The organism is Pseudoduganella danionis, from assembly GCF_009720775.1.
GTDB lineage: Bacteria > Pseudomonadota > Gammaproteobacteria > Burkholderiales > Burkholderiaceae_D > Rugamonas > Rugamonas danionis.
On sequence record NZ_WNKW01000002.1, the window covers coordinates 256,517 to 272,296 of the forward strand.

Annotated in this window: 14 protein-coding genes; 8 read left to right on the forward strand and 6 right to left on the reverse strand. The window is 60.0% G+C overall.

Translation table 11 applies throughout. From position 1 onward, the window contains the following. Nucleotides 1-3: 3 nt before the first annotated feature. Nucleotides 4-867: a transporter substrate-binding domain-containing protein gene (locus GM655_RS09320; RefSeq protein WP_371866761.1), complete on the reverse strand. Its 864-nt coding sequence runs from the start codon at nucleotides 865-867 to the stop codon at nucleotides 4-6. Between the two features lie 230 nt (nucleotides 868-1,097). Here GM655_RS09320 and GM655_RS09325 point away from each other — a divergent pair, with 230 nt between their 5' ends. The 3 genes from GM655_RS09325 to GM655_RS09335 all read left to right on the forward strand — a co-directional run bounded on the left by GM655_RS09325 (nucleotide 1,098) and on the right by GM655_RS09335 (nucleotide 4,659). After that, the gene (locus GM655_RS09325; RefSeq protein ID WP_155434403.1) at nucleotides 1,098-1,892 is read left to right on the forward strand and encodes a TorF family putative porin; all 795 of its coding nucleotides are present in this window, start codon (nucleotides 1,098-1,100) and stop codon (nucleotides 1,890-1,892) included. 14 nt (nucleotides 1,893-1,906) lie between these two features. Then, the gene (locus GM655_RS09330) at nucleotides 1,907-4,108 is read left to right on the forward strand and encodes a methyl-accepting chemotaxis protein (protein WP_155434404.1); all 2,202 of its coding nucleotides are present in this window, start codon (nucleotides 1,907-1,909) and stop codon (nucleotides 4,106-4,108) included. 191 nt (nucleotides 4,109-4,299) lie between these two features. Beyond that, nucleotides 4,300-4,659, forward strand: coding sequence for a c-type cytochrome (locus tag GM655_RS09335; protein ID WP_155434405.1), 360 nt, complete (start codon nucleotides 4,300-4,302; stop codon nucleotides 4,657-4,659). A gap of 84 nt (nucleotides 4,660-4,743) precedes the next feature. On the opposite strand, the gene GM655_RS09340 is transcribed toward GM655_RS09335, so the two are convergent. From GM655_RS09340 to GM655_RS09355, 4 genes are all read right to left on the reverse strand, one after another. Then, nucleotides 4,744-5,715 carry an ABC transporter permease gene (locus tag GM655_RS09340; RefSeq protein ID WP_155434406.1) on the reverse strand — a complete coding sequence of 324 codons (972 nt, stop codon included), beginning with the start codon at nucleotides 5,713-5,715 and terminating at the stop codon, nucleotides 4,744-4,746. Between the two features lie 7 nt (nucleotides 5,716-5,722). Further along, nucleotides 5,723-6,799, reverse strand: coding sequence for an ABC transporter permease (locus tag GM655_RS09345; protein WP_229632488.1), 1,077 nt, complete (start codon nucleotides 6,797-6,799; stop codon nucleotides 5,723-5,725). Then, nucleotides 6,796-8,325 carry an ABC transporter ATP-binding protein gene (locus GM655_RS09350; RefSeq protein ID WP_155434407.1) on the reverse strand — a complete coding sequence of 510 codons (1,530 nt, stop codon included), beginning with the start codon at nucleotides 8,323-8,325 and terminating at the stop codon, nucleotides 6,796-6,798. Before GM655_RS09350 ends, GM655_RS09345 begins: the two co-directional genes overlap by 4 nt. A 112-nt stretch (nucleotides 8,326-8,437) precedes the next feature. Next, a complete protein-coding gene (locus GM655_RS09355) occupies nucleotides 8,438-9,433 on the reverse strand; it encodes a BMP family lipoprotein (protein WP_155434408.1) in 996 nt (331 codons plus the stop codon). Here GM655_RS09355 and GM655_RS09360 point away from each other — a divergent pair. From GM655_RS09360 to pcp, 5 genes are all read left to right on the forward strand, one after another. Next, the gene (locus GM655_RS09360) at nucleotides 9,432-9,815 is read left to right on the forward strand and encodes a hypothetical protein (RefSeq protein ID WP_155434409.1); all 384 of its coding nucleotides are present in this window, start codon (nucleotides 9,432-9,434) and stop codon (nucleotides 9,813-9,815) included. The two genes, GM655_RS09355 and GM655_RS09360, sit on opposite strands and share 2 nt — an antisense overlap. A gap of 197 nt (nucleotides 9,816-10,012) precedes the next feature. Continuing rightward, nucleotides 10,013-12,319, forward strand: a complete 2,307-nt coding sequence (locus GM655_RS09365; protein WP_155434410.1) for a TonB-dependent receptor — start codon at nucleotides 10,013-10,015, stop codon at nucleotides 12,317-12,319. Nucleotides 12,320-12,429: 110 nt separating this feature from the next. Continuing rightward, nucleotides 12,430-13,137: a DUF969 domain-containing protein gene (locus tag GM655_RS09370; protein ID WP_348699390.1), complete on the forward strand. Its 708-nt coding sequence runs from the start codon at nucleotides 12,430-12,432 to the stop codon at nucleotides 13,135-13,137. Next, nucleotides 13,134-14,090, forward strand: a complete 957-nt coding sequence (locus GM655_RS09375; RefSeq protein ID WP_155434411.1) for a DUF979 domain-containing protein — start codon at nucleotides 13,134-13,136, stop codon at nucleotides 14,088-14,090. Before GM655_RS09370 ends, GM655_RS09375 begins: the two co-directional genes overlap by 4 nt. A gap of 87 nt (nucleotides 14,091-14,177) precedes the next feature. Next, complete coding sequence (pcp, locus tag GM655_RS09380) at nucleotides 14,178-14,828, forward strand: pyroglutamyl-peptidase I (RefSeq protein WP_155434412.1); 651 nt, start codon at nucleotides 14,178-14,180, stop codon at nucleotides 14,826-14,828. 42 nt (nucleotides 14,829-14,870) lie between these two features. Here pcp and GM655_RS09385 read toward each other — a convergent pair whose 3' ends face one another. Beyond that, a complete protein-coding gene (locus GM655_RS09385; protein ID WP_155434413.1) occupies nucleotides 14,871-15,773 on the reverse strand; it encodes a LysR family transcriptional regulator in 903 nt (300 codons plus the stop codon). Nucleotides 15,774-15,780: the final 7 nt, after the last annotated feature.

The window sequence follows — 15,780 nt, forward strand, 5'->3', positions numbered from 1 at the left end:
GCGTCATTGGCCGGTGAGCGGATTGATCCACCATTCGCTACGGGCCAGCGGCGTTTGCGGTGACAGATCGGGATTCGGCAGTTTGATCAGACGGCGCTTGAACAGCGCCGTTTTCTTTATCAGCCGGCCTTTATGCTGCTGGAACAGCGCATTCAGGCTGCCATCCTTGAGCATGATTTCCATGCCGTCGGCGATGCGGCGCGCCAGCTTCTCGCCTGCGGCGTCGCGCCGCACAAAGAAGTAGCGCGGCAGCGGATATTGCAGCAGCAGCGTCGATTCGATGGCCAGCCCTGGGTGGCTGGTGCGGCGCTCGTCGAATTCGCGCAGTGCTTCATCGGCCGAGCGCGAATAGAAATCGAAGCGCTGGGCTTCCAGCATGCCGAACAGGCCTTCGTAATTGCTGCCTTCCACCACTTCCACCCCCGCTGCCTCGAAGATGTTCACATCGGCCCAGCCTTTGCCCAGCCCGGCACGCAGGTGGCGCAAGTCGTCCAGCGTGCGCACTTTGGCAAAGCGGGCCTGATCATCGGCGCGTATCAGTAGCAGGCGGTAGCCCAGCAGACCGCGATCCACGGGCAAGCGGATGGGCAGGTAGCGTTGCTCCAGTTCGGACGAGGTGGCGCGCACGAATACATTGACGCGCCCCTGCGGCGCGCTCATTTCCTGCAGCACCCGCTGCGGCGACATGGCGACGTCGGACTGATGCAGGCGATAAGAACCATAAGCCGGCCGGGTCTTTTCCATGGCCATACGCAGCACGGCCCAGTCGTAGTCGTAGCGGCTATCGACGCCTTCGCTGGTGAGCGGAAAAGTGAGCTGGGTCAGAGCCTGACAGTAGTTGGCCGACATGGCCAGTAGCAGCGCCACAACGCATCGGATTCCCTGTGTACGCCACATACAGCACCAGCACTCTCTGAATTGAATACTCTCTAGTGTGCCATGGCTGCGGCCTATGTGCATATCAATTTGAAAGTATGCAACGTTGTTGCAACGCTTATGCAGGATTGTTGCTGCTAGCGTTGACTCGAAAACTCCCACCTGCTTATCCTAGAGATGTTTATGTACGTCAATGTTTTCTATTCCGGGGGTGGTGTCGTATGAAGTTACTCGTCCGTTTAGCTTTGCTCAGTTCCAGCTACTTGTTGCTGCCTGCCGCCGTGCAGGCCCAGACCAGCGCCGATGCCAGCGCGCCAGTGGCCGCCGCCGCACCGCTCACTGCCAACCTCACGCTGACCTCGCAATACATTTCGCGCGGCTTCCGCCAGACCTGGGGCAAGCCCGCGCTGCAGGGCGGTTTCGATTATGCCGACCCCAGCGGCTTCTCGGCCGGTACCTGGCTGTCTACGGTGAGCAACCGCTATATCGAAGACGGCACGCTGGAATGGGATATCTATGGCAATTACAACGGCAGCGTGGGCGAGCTGGGCTACAGCGCCGGTCTGTATGTGTACAAATATCCGGGCGCCGAGTACCGCGCCAGCCACACCACCTATGATTACACCGAACTGGCGCTGGGCCTGAGCTATCAGGTGGCCTACCTCAAGTACAACTACACGGTGAGCAAGGAGTTCTTCGGTATCACCAATGCGCGCGGCACCGGTTATCTCGATGTCGGCGCCAACCCTGATCTGGGCGGCGGCTATACGCTGAACCTGCACTATGGCCAGGGCAGGGTGGCCAATAACAGCATGTGGAGCTGGCGTGATTACAAAGTGGGCGTAACGCGCCAGCTGGCACCCGGCTGGGCGCTGTCCGGTGCCTACACGCGCGCTCACGGCAAGACCAATGCCTACGATGCTTACACGCTGGGCATTCCTAATTCAGCCGGCAAGATCGATGTTTCCAATCCCGCCGCTGGCACGCTGGTGCTGGCGTTGACCCGTACTTTCTGACTTTCAGGTGACGCATGAGCATGGAATTTTCTAGTTCGGCCGGCCCGTCGGGGCGTTCGCTGTTTTCCCTTTCACTCAACGGCAAAATCTGCGCGGCGGCGACAGCGCTGGTGGTACTGAGTCTGGCCGTGACGGCCACCGTGATCGGTGTGCGCAGCAGCAGCAGTGCCGAAGCGGCGGCCATGAATCTGGCGCGGACCTCGGCGCGCGAAGTGGCGGGCGCGCTGCAGAGCCGCATCGTCAGCAATCTGTCGGCCGTGATCAATCTGTCCGGTGCCATGCGCCAGACTCGCGCCGCCAATCAGGCACTGGCGCGCGACCAGATCAACGAGATGGTCAAAGCCACGCTGCTCGGTTCCGAGGATCTGATAGGTGCGGCCGTCACATGGGAACCGAATGCGCTCGATGGCAAGGATGCCGAGTTTGCCGGCAAGCTGCCGCTGTACGATGCCACGGGCCGCTTCATGCCCTACTGGACCCGCGCCAGTGGCGGCGGCACCCATGTGGAGCCTATCGTGTTCGATAGTGCGCCCGGTGCCAATGACTGGTACGACATACCGAAGAAGAGCGGCAAGGTATTTTTCACCGAACCGTATAACTATCCCGTCGATGGCAAGCCGACCCTGATGGCGTCGCTGGTGGCGCCTATCATCATCGAGGGCAAATTCCAGGGCGTGGCCAGCGCCGACTTCATGCTGACCCGATTGACGGCCATCCTCAAAGAATTGAAAGTGATCGATGGTGCGCAACTGAGCCTGATTTCGAATGGCGGCCTGTATGCCAGCCATGGTGATGCGGCGCGGCTGGGCAAGAAGGCCGAGGATATTCCGGCCGAAGCACTCGAGCATGTGCGCAAGGGCCAGACCTATGAGTATGAAGATGCGGCCGGCATGGTGCACCTGCTGCAGCCGCTGGCGATCCACGCGGATTCGGCGCCATGGTCGGTGCAACTGGTCTTCCCCAAGAGCGTCGCACTGGCGCCAGCGCGCGAGCTGCTGTGGTACACGCTGGGGGTTTCCCTGCTGTGCGCAATTGCCACCGCGCTGGTGCTGATCACCGTGGTGTTCCGCCTGACGGCGCCATTGCGTGCGCTCGGTGAACGCATGACGGCGCTGTCCAGCGGCGATGCTGATCTGAGCGTCAAGCTGGAAGTGCATGGCAACGATGAACTGGCCGTGATCGGCAATGGCTTCAACCAGTTCGTCGGCAAGATCCATGATGTGCTGGTACAGGTCAGCGCCAGTGCCGAAAATGTGGCACGCGGCAGTTCCGAAATCTCACAGGGCAATACCGATCTGTCGGCGCGCACCGAGCATCAGGCCAGCGCACTCGAACAGACGGCCGCTTCGATCGACGAGCTGACGGGAACCGTGAAAGAGAATGCGGAAAACGCCCGTCAGGCCAATCAGTTGGCGGAAGCCGCTTCCGAAGTGGCGCAGCGCAGCGGCTCCGTGGTGGCGCAGGTGGTTTCCACCATGGCGTCGATTAATGCTTCGTCCAACAAGATCGTCGACATCATCAGCGTGATTGATGGCATCGCTTTCCAGACCAATATTCTGGCGCTGAACGCGGCGGTGGAAGCAGCACGCGCGGGCGAGCAGGGACGTGGCTTTGCCGTGGTGGCGACCGAAGTGCGTAATCTGGCTCAGCGCAGTGCTGCTGCGGCCAAGGAGATCAAGGAACTGATCGATGATTCGGTGGACAAGGTCGCTGCCGGTAGCCGGCTGGTGGATGAAGCCGGCAGCACCATGGAAGAGGTGGTGAGCAGCGTGCGGCGCGTCACGCAAATCATGAGCGAGATTACGGTCGCGACGGTCGAGCAGAGCGACGGCATTGCACAGGTCAATCAGGCCATCGTACAGATGGATGGCGTGACGCAGCAGAATGCGGCGCTGGTGGAGCAGGCTGCTGCCGCAGCGGAGAGCTTGCAGGAACAGGCCCACCATCTGGAGCAGGCCGTCAGCGTATTCCGGCTGCAGCGCGCTAGTAGCGCTGCGAGCCAGACCACGCGCCGGCCGGCCTTGCCCCGTGCAGCGCAAGCCCCAGCTGCACGCCAGCTGACGGCGCGGGCGCCAGCCAATAGCGCCGCCAGTGCGGCCGCCAGCACCTCAGGCAGTAGTGCGGGCAGCAGCGCAGGCAGTGTCGCCGCCGGCAAAGCCGCCAAACCGTCCGCCAAGCCGGCCGCTGCAGCCGACAGCGAATGGGAAGAGTTCTAGCCCGTTCGTGACGGGCAGGCTGTCGCCAGCTCTGGCACAATGATGGTAACGGCGTGGCGCTGCCACGCCGTTTTTCATTTCTGTTCTACGTTCCTGCCATGTATCCGTATCTATTCCCCCCGCGCGGGCCGGCTGCCGTCCGATTCCGCACCTGTCCGGCCTTCGGCCTCGCCGTTCGGCTCGCCGTGGCTATGGCTGCCAGTTGCACCGTAACCGCTAGTGCGCTGGCAGCGCCGCTGGCAGGCAATCCGCAGGCTGGTCAGGCCGTGTTCAAACTGTGCGCGTCCTGCCATCAGGTCGGGCCGCGTGCGCGCGCGGGATTTGGCCCACAACTGACGGGCATCATAGGCCGCAAGGCGGGTAGCACCAGCGATTACCATTATTCGGACGCCATGCAGAAGTCCGGCATCGTCTGGAGCGAGGCTCAGTTAGCGGCCTTTATCCGTGCGCCTGACCATGTGGTACCGGGCACGCGCATGCGCTTCTGGGGCATAAGCGATGAGCAGAAAATAGCCGATCTGCTGGCCTATTTGAAAGCCAGTGCGCAGTAGGCAGCGGAAAGTCTGAAGAAGGGACAGGCAGCGGTCGGGGGAAGCCAGGCTGGCTTCCCCGCAGGAGGGAATAAGTGCCGAGTCTTAGCGCGATTTGACGAACGGTGTGCCCAGTGCTTTAGGCGCCACCGATTTGGCCATCAGACCGGCCAGCACGATCACTGTGACGACGTAAGGAATCATCTGGATCAGCGAGCCGGGGATGCGGCCGACTACCGGCAGTTCCACGCCTTCGATCTGGATCTGCACGGCGCCGAAGAAGCCGAACATCAGGCAGCCGAGGAAGGTGTGCAGCGGACGCCAGTTACCGAACACCATGGCTGTCAGTGCGAGATAGCCGGCACCGGCCGACATATCGCGCAGGAAGAAGCCGCTCTGCACCACCGACAGATAAGCGCCCGAGAACGAGCACAGTACCCCGGCGATCAGCATGGCCATGTAGCGCTGACGCTCGACGTTGATGCCGGCAGCATCAGCCGCATGCGGGTTCTCGCCACAGGCGCGCAGGCGCAGGCCGAAGCGGCTGTGGTAGACCACCCAGTGCACCAGCGGCACCAGCGCAAACGCCAGATAAACGAGTACCGAATGGCCACCGATCAGGTGGGCGTACAGCCAGCCGATGAACGGAATGTTTTCCACGGCAGCAGTGCCGGGCAGCACCACGTCAAACAGACGCGCCTGACCCAGATCGGGCGTGCGGCCGCCTTGCTGGAACAGATACTGGGCCACCACGAAGGTCAGACCGCTCATGGCGATGTTGATGGCGATACCGGCCACCAACTGGTTGCCTTTCTGGGTAATCGCCACATAGCCTTGCAGGGTAGCCAGCAGCAGCGATACCAGCATGCCGGCAGCCACGCCATACCACGGGTTCTGGGTCAGGAAGGCCACGGCTGCACTGACAAAAGCGCTGGCCAGTATCTTGCCTTCGAGGCCGATGTCGATCACGCCCGAACGTTCGGCAAACAGGCCGGCCATGCCGGCAAAAATCAGCACCGGCGCATTGCGTACGGTGGAGACGAGGATACTGCCGATATGGAGATCATCAAAAGTCATATCGTTCTCACTTCTTCAGTTTCAGCATTTTGGCGATGGCCGGACCGTACAGGTTTTCCATGGCACCGCAGAACAGAATGATCAGGCCCTGCACCAGTATTACCATCTCGGGCGGGATGTTCTGCTTTTCCAGCGACAGGTCGAAGCCGCCCTGCGTGAGTGCACCGAACAGCACGGCCGAGAGGAAAATGCCGACCGGATGCTGGCGCCCCATCAGCGCAATCGCGATGCCGATAAAGCCCGCACCGCCAACGAAGTTGAGCGACAGGTAGTGGGTCGAACCCATGATGGAGTTGACCGAACCGAGGCCGGCCAGCGCGCCCGAGATCAGCATGACGATGATGATCATCTTGCTGATGCGGATGCCGGCGTAGTGGGCCGCGTGAGGATTCAGACCGGTGGCGCGCAGCTTGAAGCCCCACGCCGAACGGCTGACCACCACGCCATACACTACCAGTGCAAAGATGGCGAGGAAGAAGCTGATGTTGAGCGGGGTTTCGCCGAGCACGGGGAACCACTGGTTCAGGCGCGGCATTTCGGCTGCGGCCTCAAACGCGCGGCTGGCCGGATTCTGTTCGCCGACCGGTATCATGTACTTCACGATCAGGAAGTTCATCAGCTGGGAAGCGATGAAGTTGAACATGATGGTGGTCACCACCACGTGGCTGCCGCGCTTGGCCTGCAGATAGCCGGGCAGGAAAGACCACAGCGCGCCGAAGACGGCAGCACCGAGTACGCCGAGCGGTATCAGCATCCAGCCTGGCAGCGAACTGTCGAAGGCCAGCATGGCCCAGGCCAGACCGAGGCCGCCGATATACATCTGGCCTTCGGCGCCGATGTTGAACAGGCCGGCCTGCATGGCGATGGACACGGCCAGACCCGTGAAGATAAAGGTAGAAGCGTAGAACAGCGTGTAGCTCAAACCTTCAGGATTGATCACGGCGCTGTTGATCAGGATCTGCAGCGATTCGACCGGGCTTTCGCCCAGCATGTGGATCACCAGTGCCGTCACCAGCAGTGCCGACAGCAGATTCAGTAAGGGCATGACGAAGGCAGTGGCCCAGCGTGGCAAGTCTTTATTCATGATTTATGCTCGCCCCCCATCAGCAGACCGATGCGGGTGGTATCGAATTCTTCAATTTTCAGTTCGCCCGTGATGCGGCCGCCGCACATGACGAGGATGCGGTCCGCCAGCGCACGCACTTCTTCCAGCTCCACCGACACCAGCAGGATGGCCACGCCTTCATCGCGCAACTTGAGCAACTGGGTGTGGATGCTTTCGATGGTGCCGATATCGACGCCACGGGTAGGCTGGCCGACCAGCATCAGCTTGGGCTGGGCCAGCACTTCGCGCGCGATCACCACCTTCTGCTGGTTGCCGCCCGAGAGCAGGCCGATACGCAGATCGTGGTTATTCGGACGCACGTCGAAGTTTTTCATCAGCTCCGCGCAGCGGCTGGCGATGGCCTTGAAGTTGAGCAGGCCCCAGCGGTTTTTGAGCTGATCCTGATAGCCGAAGATGGTGTTGTGCATGACCGAGAAAGCCTTGATCACGCCATCGCGCAGACGGTCTTCCGGCACGTGGGCAATGCCCAGATCGCGGAAGGTGCGCGGCAGGCCATCGGCATTGCTGCGGCCTGCAAACGGCAGCGGCTGGCCCAGCAAGTCCAGTTGGCCCGCAGAGGGCAGGCGCATGCCGGACAGGATTTCCATCAGTTCGCTCTGGCCATTGCCGGACACGCCGGCGATCGCGACGATTTCACCGGCGCGCAGCGTAAAGCCGATATCGGCCAGCAGTTTCACGCCCTGATCGTCGAGCAGTTGCAGGTTCTGCACCTGCAGCACGGGTGCACCCGGATTGTACGGTTTGCGCGGCAGATTGTTCTCGATCGGACGGCCTACCATCATATTGGCCAGATCCTCTTTGGTGGTGCCGGCCGTCGGCACGGCACCGATCACGCGGCCGCCACGCATCACGGTGACAGTGTCGGTGATGTCGAGGATTTCCTGCAGCTTGTGGGTGATCAGGATGATGGTCTTACCCTGCTCTTTGAACAGGCGCAGAATTTCGAACAGCGAAGCGGTTTCCTGCGCCGTCAGCACGGCCGTCGGTTCATCCAGAATTAGGATGTTGGCGCTGCGGTAGATCTGCTTGAGTATCTCCACGCGCTGCTGTGCCCCCACCGACAGATCGTGGATGGTGGCCAGCGGATCGACATCGAGCCGGTAGCGCTGGCAGATCTCGCGCAGTTCCTGCTCCACCCGGGCGCGGTGCTTATTCAGCTGGAAGCCGCCTTCCGTACCCAGCATGACGTTGTCGAGCACCGTCATGTTCTCGACCAGCATGAAGTGCTGGTGCACCATGCCGATGCCGAGGCTGATGGCTTCCTGGCTGTTGTGGATGCGGCGCACTTGCCCGTCGAGCAGGATGTCGCCACTGTCGGCACGGTAGTAGCCGTACAGGATGCTCATCAGGGTCGATTTGCCGGCGCCGTTCTCGCCTACCAGACCATGGATGGAACCCTTGGCGATGGTGAAGCTGACGTCCGTGTTCGCTTTGACCGCTCCGAAGTGCTTGGAGATGCCGCGAAATTCTACTGCTGGCTGCATAGGATGGTTTTCGGGGGTTATAAAAAAGCTCAAACAAAAAGCTAAAACGCTAAACGGTAAAACGCGCCGAACGGAGAAATTCTCCGGCGGCGCGCTTCATGTCAGACGAGGTTTATACCGGGCAGGATGCGCCCGAACGGATATCGATCACTTTAACTTTGCCGTCGATGATGTCCTTGCGTGCACCCAGCACGCGCTTTTCGATTTCCGGCGTAATCAGCTTGCGGTTGTGTTCATCGAGTGCCCAGTCCACGCCACCTTCTTTCAGGCCTTTGGCGCTCACGCCAGCTTTCCAGGTACCGTTCTTCATTTGCATAAAGGCGTCATACACGGCCACGTCCACGTGCTTGACCATGGAAGTGAGGATGGTGCCCGGATACAGGCTGTTCTGGTTGGAGTCCACGCCGATGGCCAGCTTGCCTTTTTCCTTGGCCGTCTGCAGCGTGCCCAGACCGGAACCACCGGCCACGGCAAACACCACGTCCACGCCACGATCAAACTGCGAGCGGGCCAGTTCGCCGCCTTTGCCCGGATCGTTCCAGGCCTGGGCGCTGGTGCCCACCATGTTCGACGTTACATCGACTTTGGCGTTGATGGCTTTGGCGCCTTGCGCATAGCCGCAAGCGAAAGTGCGGATCAGCGGAATATCGACGCCGCCAACAAAACCGATCTTCTTCGATTTGGAAGCCATGGCAGCGGCCACGCCGACCAGATACGAACCTTCTTCTTCCTTGAAGGTGATGGATTCCACATTGGCGCCTTGCGCCACGCCGTCGATCAGCACGAAGCGGACTTTAGGGAATTCCTTGGCGACCTTTTGCACGGCTGCCTGCTGGGCAAAACCGATGGAAGCGATCATGTCGAGGTTTTTGCGGGCCAGACCACGCAGCACTTGCTCGGCTTGCGTATCGCTGGAGGCTTGCACCTCGATGAATTTGATATTGGTTTCCTTGGTAAAGCGCGAAGCGCCTTCGAATGCGGACTGGTTGAACGATTTATCGAACTTGCCGCCGGCGTCATACACGATGCCCAGCTTAGGATCTGCTGCGGACGCGCTGGCAGCAACAAACAGTGCGGCCACGGTCAAACCGAGTTGTGAAAGTTTCATGAATGGGCTCCTGGAAGATCGATATTGTATATTTTTATTTGACGAAACATGTAATTTGGTGCCGGTTTATCGCAGCAAATGGCCGATTTTTCGCCGTTTGCCCCGTAACGGTGCGGTTCTTGCGCTGATCGTCGGCGCACTTCATTGCACGTCCGACAATCTTTTCGCGTCACCGTTTGCACCATCTGCAATTTTTTCTTGCCTGCAATTGACTGCGCGCCGCTGTCTTTGTCGCATCGCAGCAACAATCAGCGCCGAATTAAAATTTTTTAAAATGTTGCTTTTTTGTCCGCTTGGACAAAATTCATGCCATTCGGCTAATTTTGCCGCGCATTCCAAACTGCATTCCAGCACTATGGAAACGCTCTCCCAGCCCTGCTAACTGCCTGATTTTACGGCCATCCATAACTATGCATGAGGCGCGATATGTACGACAAATTCATTTTTTCTTGCTTATTTATATCTTTTTGATATGAATCTGTTCTGAGGAAAAGTAGATTTATGACATTTTTTTCCGTGCTAGAGTGGCTGGCAACTCGCATATCTATGCCAGTACACACACTTGAAGGAGTCCAACCGATGAACAAAAAAAATAGTGTTTTCGCCGCCCGTACGCTGATCGCGCTGGCTGTGGCGAGTGCTTTCCCGCTGCACGGCGCTTACGCTGCCGAAGGCACGGACGCGGCCGACCAGGCTGCCACCAGTAGCGCAGACTCGTCCACCAAGGGCCAGCTGGAAACCGTGATCGTGACGGCCCAGCGCCGTGCGGAAAACATCAAAGACGTGCCGATGTCGATCGCCACCCTGAAAGGCGACAAACTCGACGTGCTGACTTCGGGCGCCGCCGACATCCGCTTCCTGGCCGGCCGTTCGCCATCGGTCAACGTGGAATCTGACTACGGCCGTACCTTCCCGCGTTTCTATATCCGCGGTCTGGGTAACACCGACTTCGACCTGAATGCTTCCCAGCCGGTCGGTCTGGTGATGGATGACATCGTGCAGGAAAACGCCATGCTGAAAGGCTTCCCGGTGTTCGACGTCGATCAGGTGGAAGTACTGCGCGGCCCACAGGGCACGCTGTTCGGCCGTAACTCGCCAGCCGGTGTGATCAAGTTCGATTCGGCCAAGCCAGTGTTCAAGCAGGAAGGCTATCTGACGCTGGGCATCGGTAACTACTCGGCCAAGACGGCCGAAGGCGCGTTCAATATTCCTGTCAGCGATACCGTAGCACTGCGCTTCTCGGGCACCACCCAGCATCGCGACAACCGTGTACACAACACCAACCCGAATCCGAACACCGGCACCAAAGATTTCGAAGGCTACGGCGACAACGCCTTCCGCCTGCAAGCGCTGATCCAGCCGAGCAAGGATTTCAGCGCACTGCTGAACTACCATGAGCGTGACTACCATGGCAGCGCCACGCTGTTCCGCGCCAATATCATCAAGAAGGGCACCAATGATCTGGTCGACGGTTTCGATTATGGTTCCTACCCTAGCGATGGCGTCAACTACCAGCGTCTGAGCACCAAAGGCGGCAACATCCGTCTGAAATACAATCTGGATGACATCACCCTGCACTCGATCACCGGCTACGAAACGCTGAAGTTCAACAGCCGTGCCGACGTTGATGGCGGCTTCGGTGCCTCCTACGCGCCACCTTACGGTCCGGGCTTTATTCCGTTTGCGGTTGAAACGGCTGACCTGCTGCCTAACCATAAGCAGTTCTCGCAAGAGCTGCGCGCCGAGTCCAACTACAAGGGCCCGCTGCAATGGATAGGTGGTCTGTTCTTCTTCAACGAGAACATCCAGATCGATTCGATCAGCTTCAACACGTTTGCGCCGGGTAATCCGCAGAACCCGCAGTACGCCCAGCAATTCCAGGACGCCAAATCGTGGGCCGCTTTCGGCTCGCTGAACTACACGGTGAGCGACCAGTTCAAACTGCGCGGCGGTCTGCGCTACACCAGCGACAAAAAAGAGTTCAAGGCGATGCGCGTAGAGCCACCGAAGATCGCTGGCCCGTTCAATATCAACAATACTTCGCATAATCTGAGCTGGGATCTGAGCGGTACCTATGAACTCGATAAGAGCACCAATCTGTTCGGCCGTGTCGCTACCGGTTATCGTGCACCTTCCATGCAGGGCCGTCTGAATGGCCTGGGCGACAAGCCATCGTTCGCCGGCGCCGAGAAAGCTCTGTCGTTTGAAGCCGGTATCAAGCAGGATCTGTTTGAAAAACGCGCCCGTCTGAGTGCCTCGGTGTTCCAGTACACGGTGAAAGACAAGCAGCTGACGGCCGGTAGCGGCGGTATCAATATGAACCAGCTGATCAACGCTGACAAAGTCACCGGCCAGGGTGTGGAAGTGGACTTCCAGGCGAATCTGGGCAGCGGTTTCAGCGCCACGCTGGGCGGTAGCTACAACGATACCGAGATCAAGGACAAGAACCTGTTCGTCCAGTACTGCGGTAATCTGGGTAACACGGCGCCTAATCCTTATGGCTGCACCCCGACCAACGCGGCTGGCCCGTTCGCCGGTACTTCCAAGATCGATGGCAACCCGCTGCCACGCGCTCCGAAGACCCAGATGAACTTCACCCTGAAGTACAGCACCGACATCGGCAACGGCGAGTTCTATGCCTACACCGACTGGACCTACCGCAGCAGCTACAACTTCTTCCTGTACGAAGCGCCTGAATACAAGGCCAAGACGCTGGTCGAAGGTGGCGCACGCGTAGGCTACAAATGGAGCAAGTATGAAGTGGCAGCGTTTGCTCGCAACATCACCGACAAACGTGTGCTGATCGGCGCGATCGACTTCGACAACCTGACCGGTATGCTGAACGAGCCACGCACCATAGGCGCGACCTTCAAGGTCAACTTCTAAGCAGACAGCGTTTTTGCAGTGCGGCTTTAAACTGGCCGCAAACTCGCTTATGCTAGCAATCCCCGCCCACCGCAAGGTGGCGGGGATTTTTTCCATTCGGGGAGCCGCTTGTGCAACAAACTGTCGTCAATCTCTGGCCACTGTTAGGCGTGGCCGTCATTATTCTGGGCTTTGCCTTGCGCGCCCATCCGGTGCTGGTGGTGATTGCCGCGTGCGCGGTCACGGGGCTGGCCGCAGCCATGCCGGTACACCAGTTGCTGGAGACGCTGGGCAAAGCCTTCGTCAAGACGCGCAACCTGCCGCTGATCCTGCTGCTGCCGCTGGCCGCCATCGGCCTGCTCGAGCGCTACGGTCTGAAAGAACATGCGCAGGCGTCGATAGCCCGCATCCGTTCCGCCACCACGGGCCGTCTGCTGATCGTGTATCTGGCGATCCGCGAACTCAGTGCGGCCTTCGGCCTGACCAGCCTCGGTGGCCATCCGAATATGGTGCGCCCGCTGGTAGCACCGATGGCGCAGGGCGCGGCCGAAGTGCGCTATCCGGCGCTGACGGACGAACTGCGGCACCGCATCCGCGCCATGGCAGCAGCCACCGATAACGTCGGCCTGTTCTTCGGCGAAGACGTGTTCGTGGCGTTTGGCGCCATCGTGCTGATGCAGACCATCCTGCGCGGCGAAGGGCTGGAAGTCGATCCGCTGCACATCGCCATGTGGGGCATACCGACAGCGATTACGGCCTTCCTGATCCACTCGTGGCGGCTGCACCGGCTCGATGCAGAAATTGCCCGTGCCATGCAGCGCGGGGAGGGCCAGCCATGATCGTCAAACTCGACTGGTTCATTGTTATCGTCGGCCTGTTGCTGCTGTCGGCCGCAGTGATGGCGCTGCTCGACCGCGATAATCCCAAGCGCTACAGCAGCGCGCTGTTTTGGGTGCTGTATGCGGCCATCTATCTGGCCGGCGAGCAGATCCCGCCTGCCGTGTCGGGCCTGATGATGGTGCTGATGGCACTGCTGGCCGGTTTCGGCGGCGTGGCGCTGGGGCGCCATACGGAACGTACTGCGGAACAGCGCAAGGACAGCGCGCAGCGGCTAGGGCATCGCCTGCTGATACCGGCGCTGCTGATCCCCATCACCACCATGATAGGTTCCACGCTGCTCAAAGATGTGCAGATAGCCGGCGCGCTGCTGCTCGATCCGAAAAACCTCACGCTGGTCAGCCTCGGTTGCGGCTCGCTGCTGGCGGTGGCCACCGCATGCTGGCTGACCCGCGCCACACCGCTGCAGGCGCTGCGCGAATCGCGCCGTCTGATGGACCATCTGGGCTGGGCGCTGGTGCTGCCGCATATGCTGGCGGTACTGGGCCTGCTGTTTACCGAGGCGGGCATGGGCAAGGCAGTGGCGCACGTGGTCACTTCCTACATCAACCTGGATATCCGGCTGGTGGCCGTGGCCGTGTATTGCATAGGCATGGCGCTGTTTACCATCATCATGGGTAATGGCTTTGCCGCCTTCCCCGTGATTGCGGGCGGTGTCGGCATCCCCGTGCTGGTGGGTGTGTATCACGCCAATCCGGCCGTGATGGCGGCCATCGGCATGTTCAGCGCTTACTGCGGCACGTTGATGACGCCGATGGCGGCCAACTTCAACATCGTGCCGGCCGCGCTGCTGGAGCTGCCTGACAAGAATGCCGTGATCCGTGCCCAGATAGGCACGGCGCTGCCTCTATTGCTTGCAAATATTGCACTTCTTTATTTTCTGATGAATCTCTGAACCTGACCGGATTAGAGTAGAGTAGCGCAGCATTGGGCTAGTGCTGCACAGGTCAGTAACGTCCCGCTATTCGCGGAGTTGAGCAAGATGGAAAAAATCATATTGTTGACGGGCTTCGAGCCGTTCAATCAGGAGAAAATCAATCCCTCGTGGGAAGCCGTGCGGGCTTTGCAGGGCTGGCGTGAAGGCGACTTCGTCGTGCATGCGCGCCAGCTGCCTTGCGTGTTCGGCAGTTCGGCGCGCATGCTGCATCACGCCATCGAGGAGCTGCAGCCCAGTGTGGTGATCGGTGTGGGGCAGGCCGGTGGCCGTGTTGATATGTCGGTGGAGCGCATCGCCATCAACATCGACGATGCACCGATAGCCGATAACAAAAATCGCCAGATAGTCGATCAACCCATCGTCAAGGCCGGTCCGGCAGCCTATTTTTCTACCCTGCCTATCAAGGCCATCGTGCATGCGATCCGCGAAGCGGGGCTGCCTTCATCCGTGTCGCATACGGCGGGCACCTATGTGTGCAACCATGTGTTCTATAGTCTGATGCATCAGGCGCATGAATGGGGCACCACCATGCGCGCCGGTTTCATCCACATTCCCTATCTGCCGCAGCAGGCGGCGGCCCATCCGGGTGCTGCCAGCATGAAGCTGGACGACATGGTAGAAGGCTTGCGCATTGCCGTGCGCACCACGCTGGCCTACGACGTCGACATGCGCGAGGCGGGCGGCGTAACCCACTAGGCCGTGATGCGGCGCCTGCCTTGCGAGCGCGGCGCGCTGCAATCAGGCGGCCGGCGGATTGAGGATGTTGAGGAAAGCCCGCACCACGGGCGCATCGTCGAGCGTGGTGTAGGTGATATATAGATTGGCCGAAGGCGGGTTGCTGCGGATCGGTACGAACACCACGCCGGGCCAGCCTATGCGGCTGGTGGTTTCCGGCATCAGCGCCACGCCCAGCCCAGCGCCCACCATGGCCAGCAGGGTTTGCGGTTCGGTGGCTTCCTGAAAAATGGTCGGCTGGAAGCCAGCCTTGACGCAGCACTGGATCAGATAGCGCGGGAACGATGACTTGTCGAGCGCCAGAGTCAGCATGGGTTCTTCGGCAATATCACTGAGTTCGATGGCTTCTTCCTTGGCCAGCGGGTGGTGCTCGTTGATGGCCACGCACACGTCTTCACGGAAGCACAGTTCCTGGCGCAGATTGTCGCGCTTCAGATCTTCTTCATCAAGGCGAGGTTCGCGCCAGAAACCCACGTCCACCTGCTTGGCGCGCAGCGCTTCGTACTGCAGCGTAGGGCCCAGTTCATGGATGGTCCACGTCACGCGCGGATACTTGGTCTGGAATTCTTCCAGCAGGCTAGGTATCGGTCCCCACATGGCGGAACCGACGATGCCCACGCGTAGCCGGCCCACTTCGCCGCGGTCGATCTGACGTATGGTGTCCACCGTCATGCGCATCTTGGCCAGCAGGTCGGTGGCTTCCTGCATCAGTGCCTTGCCGGCCACCGTCAGTTCGAAGGTGCGGGTGGTGCGGGCGAACAGTTTGACTCCCAGTTCGCTCTCCAGCTTCATGATCTGCTGGCTCAGCGGTGGCTGCGAAATGTGCAGCCGTTCGGCGGCGCGGCTGAAGCTTTTTTCTTCTGCCACGGCGAGGAAATACTTGAGTTGTTTCAGATCGATAGACATAGGGAGC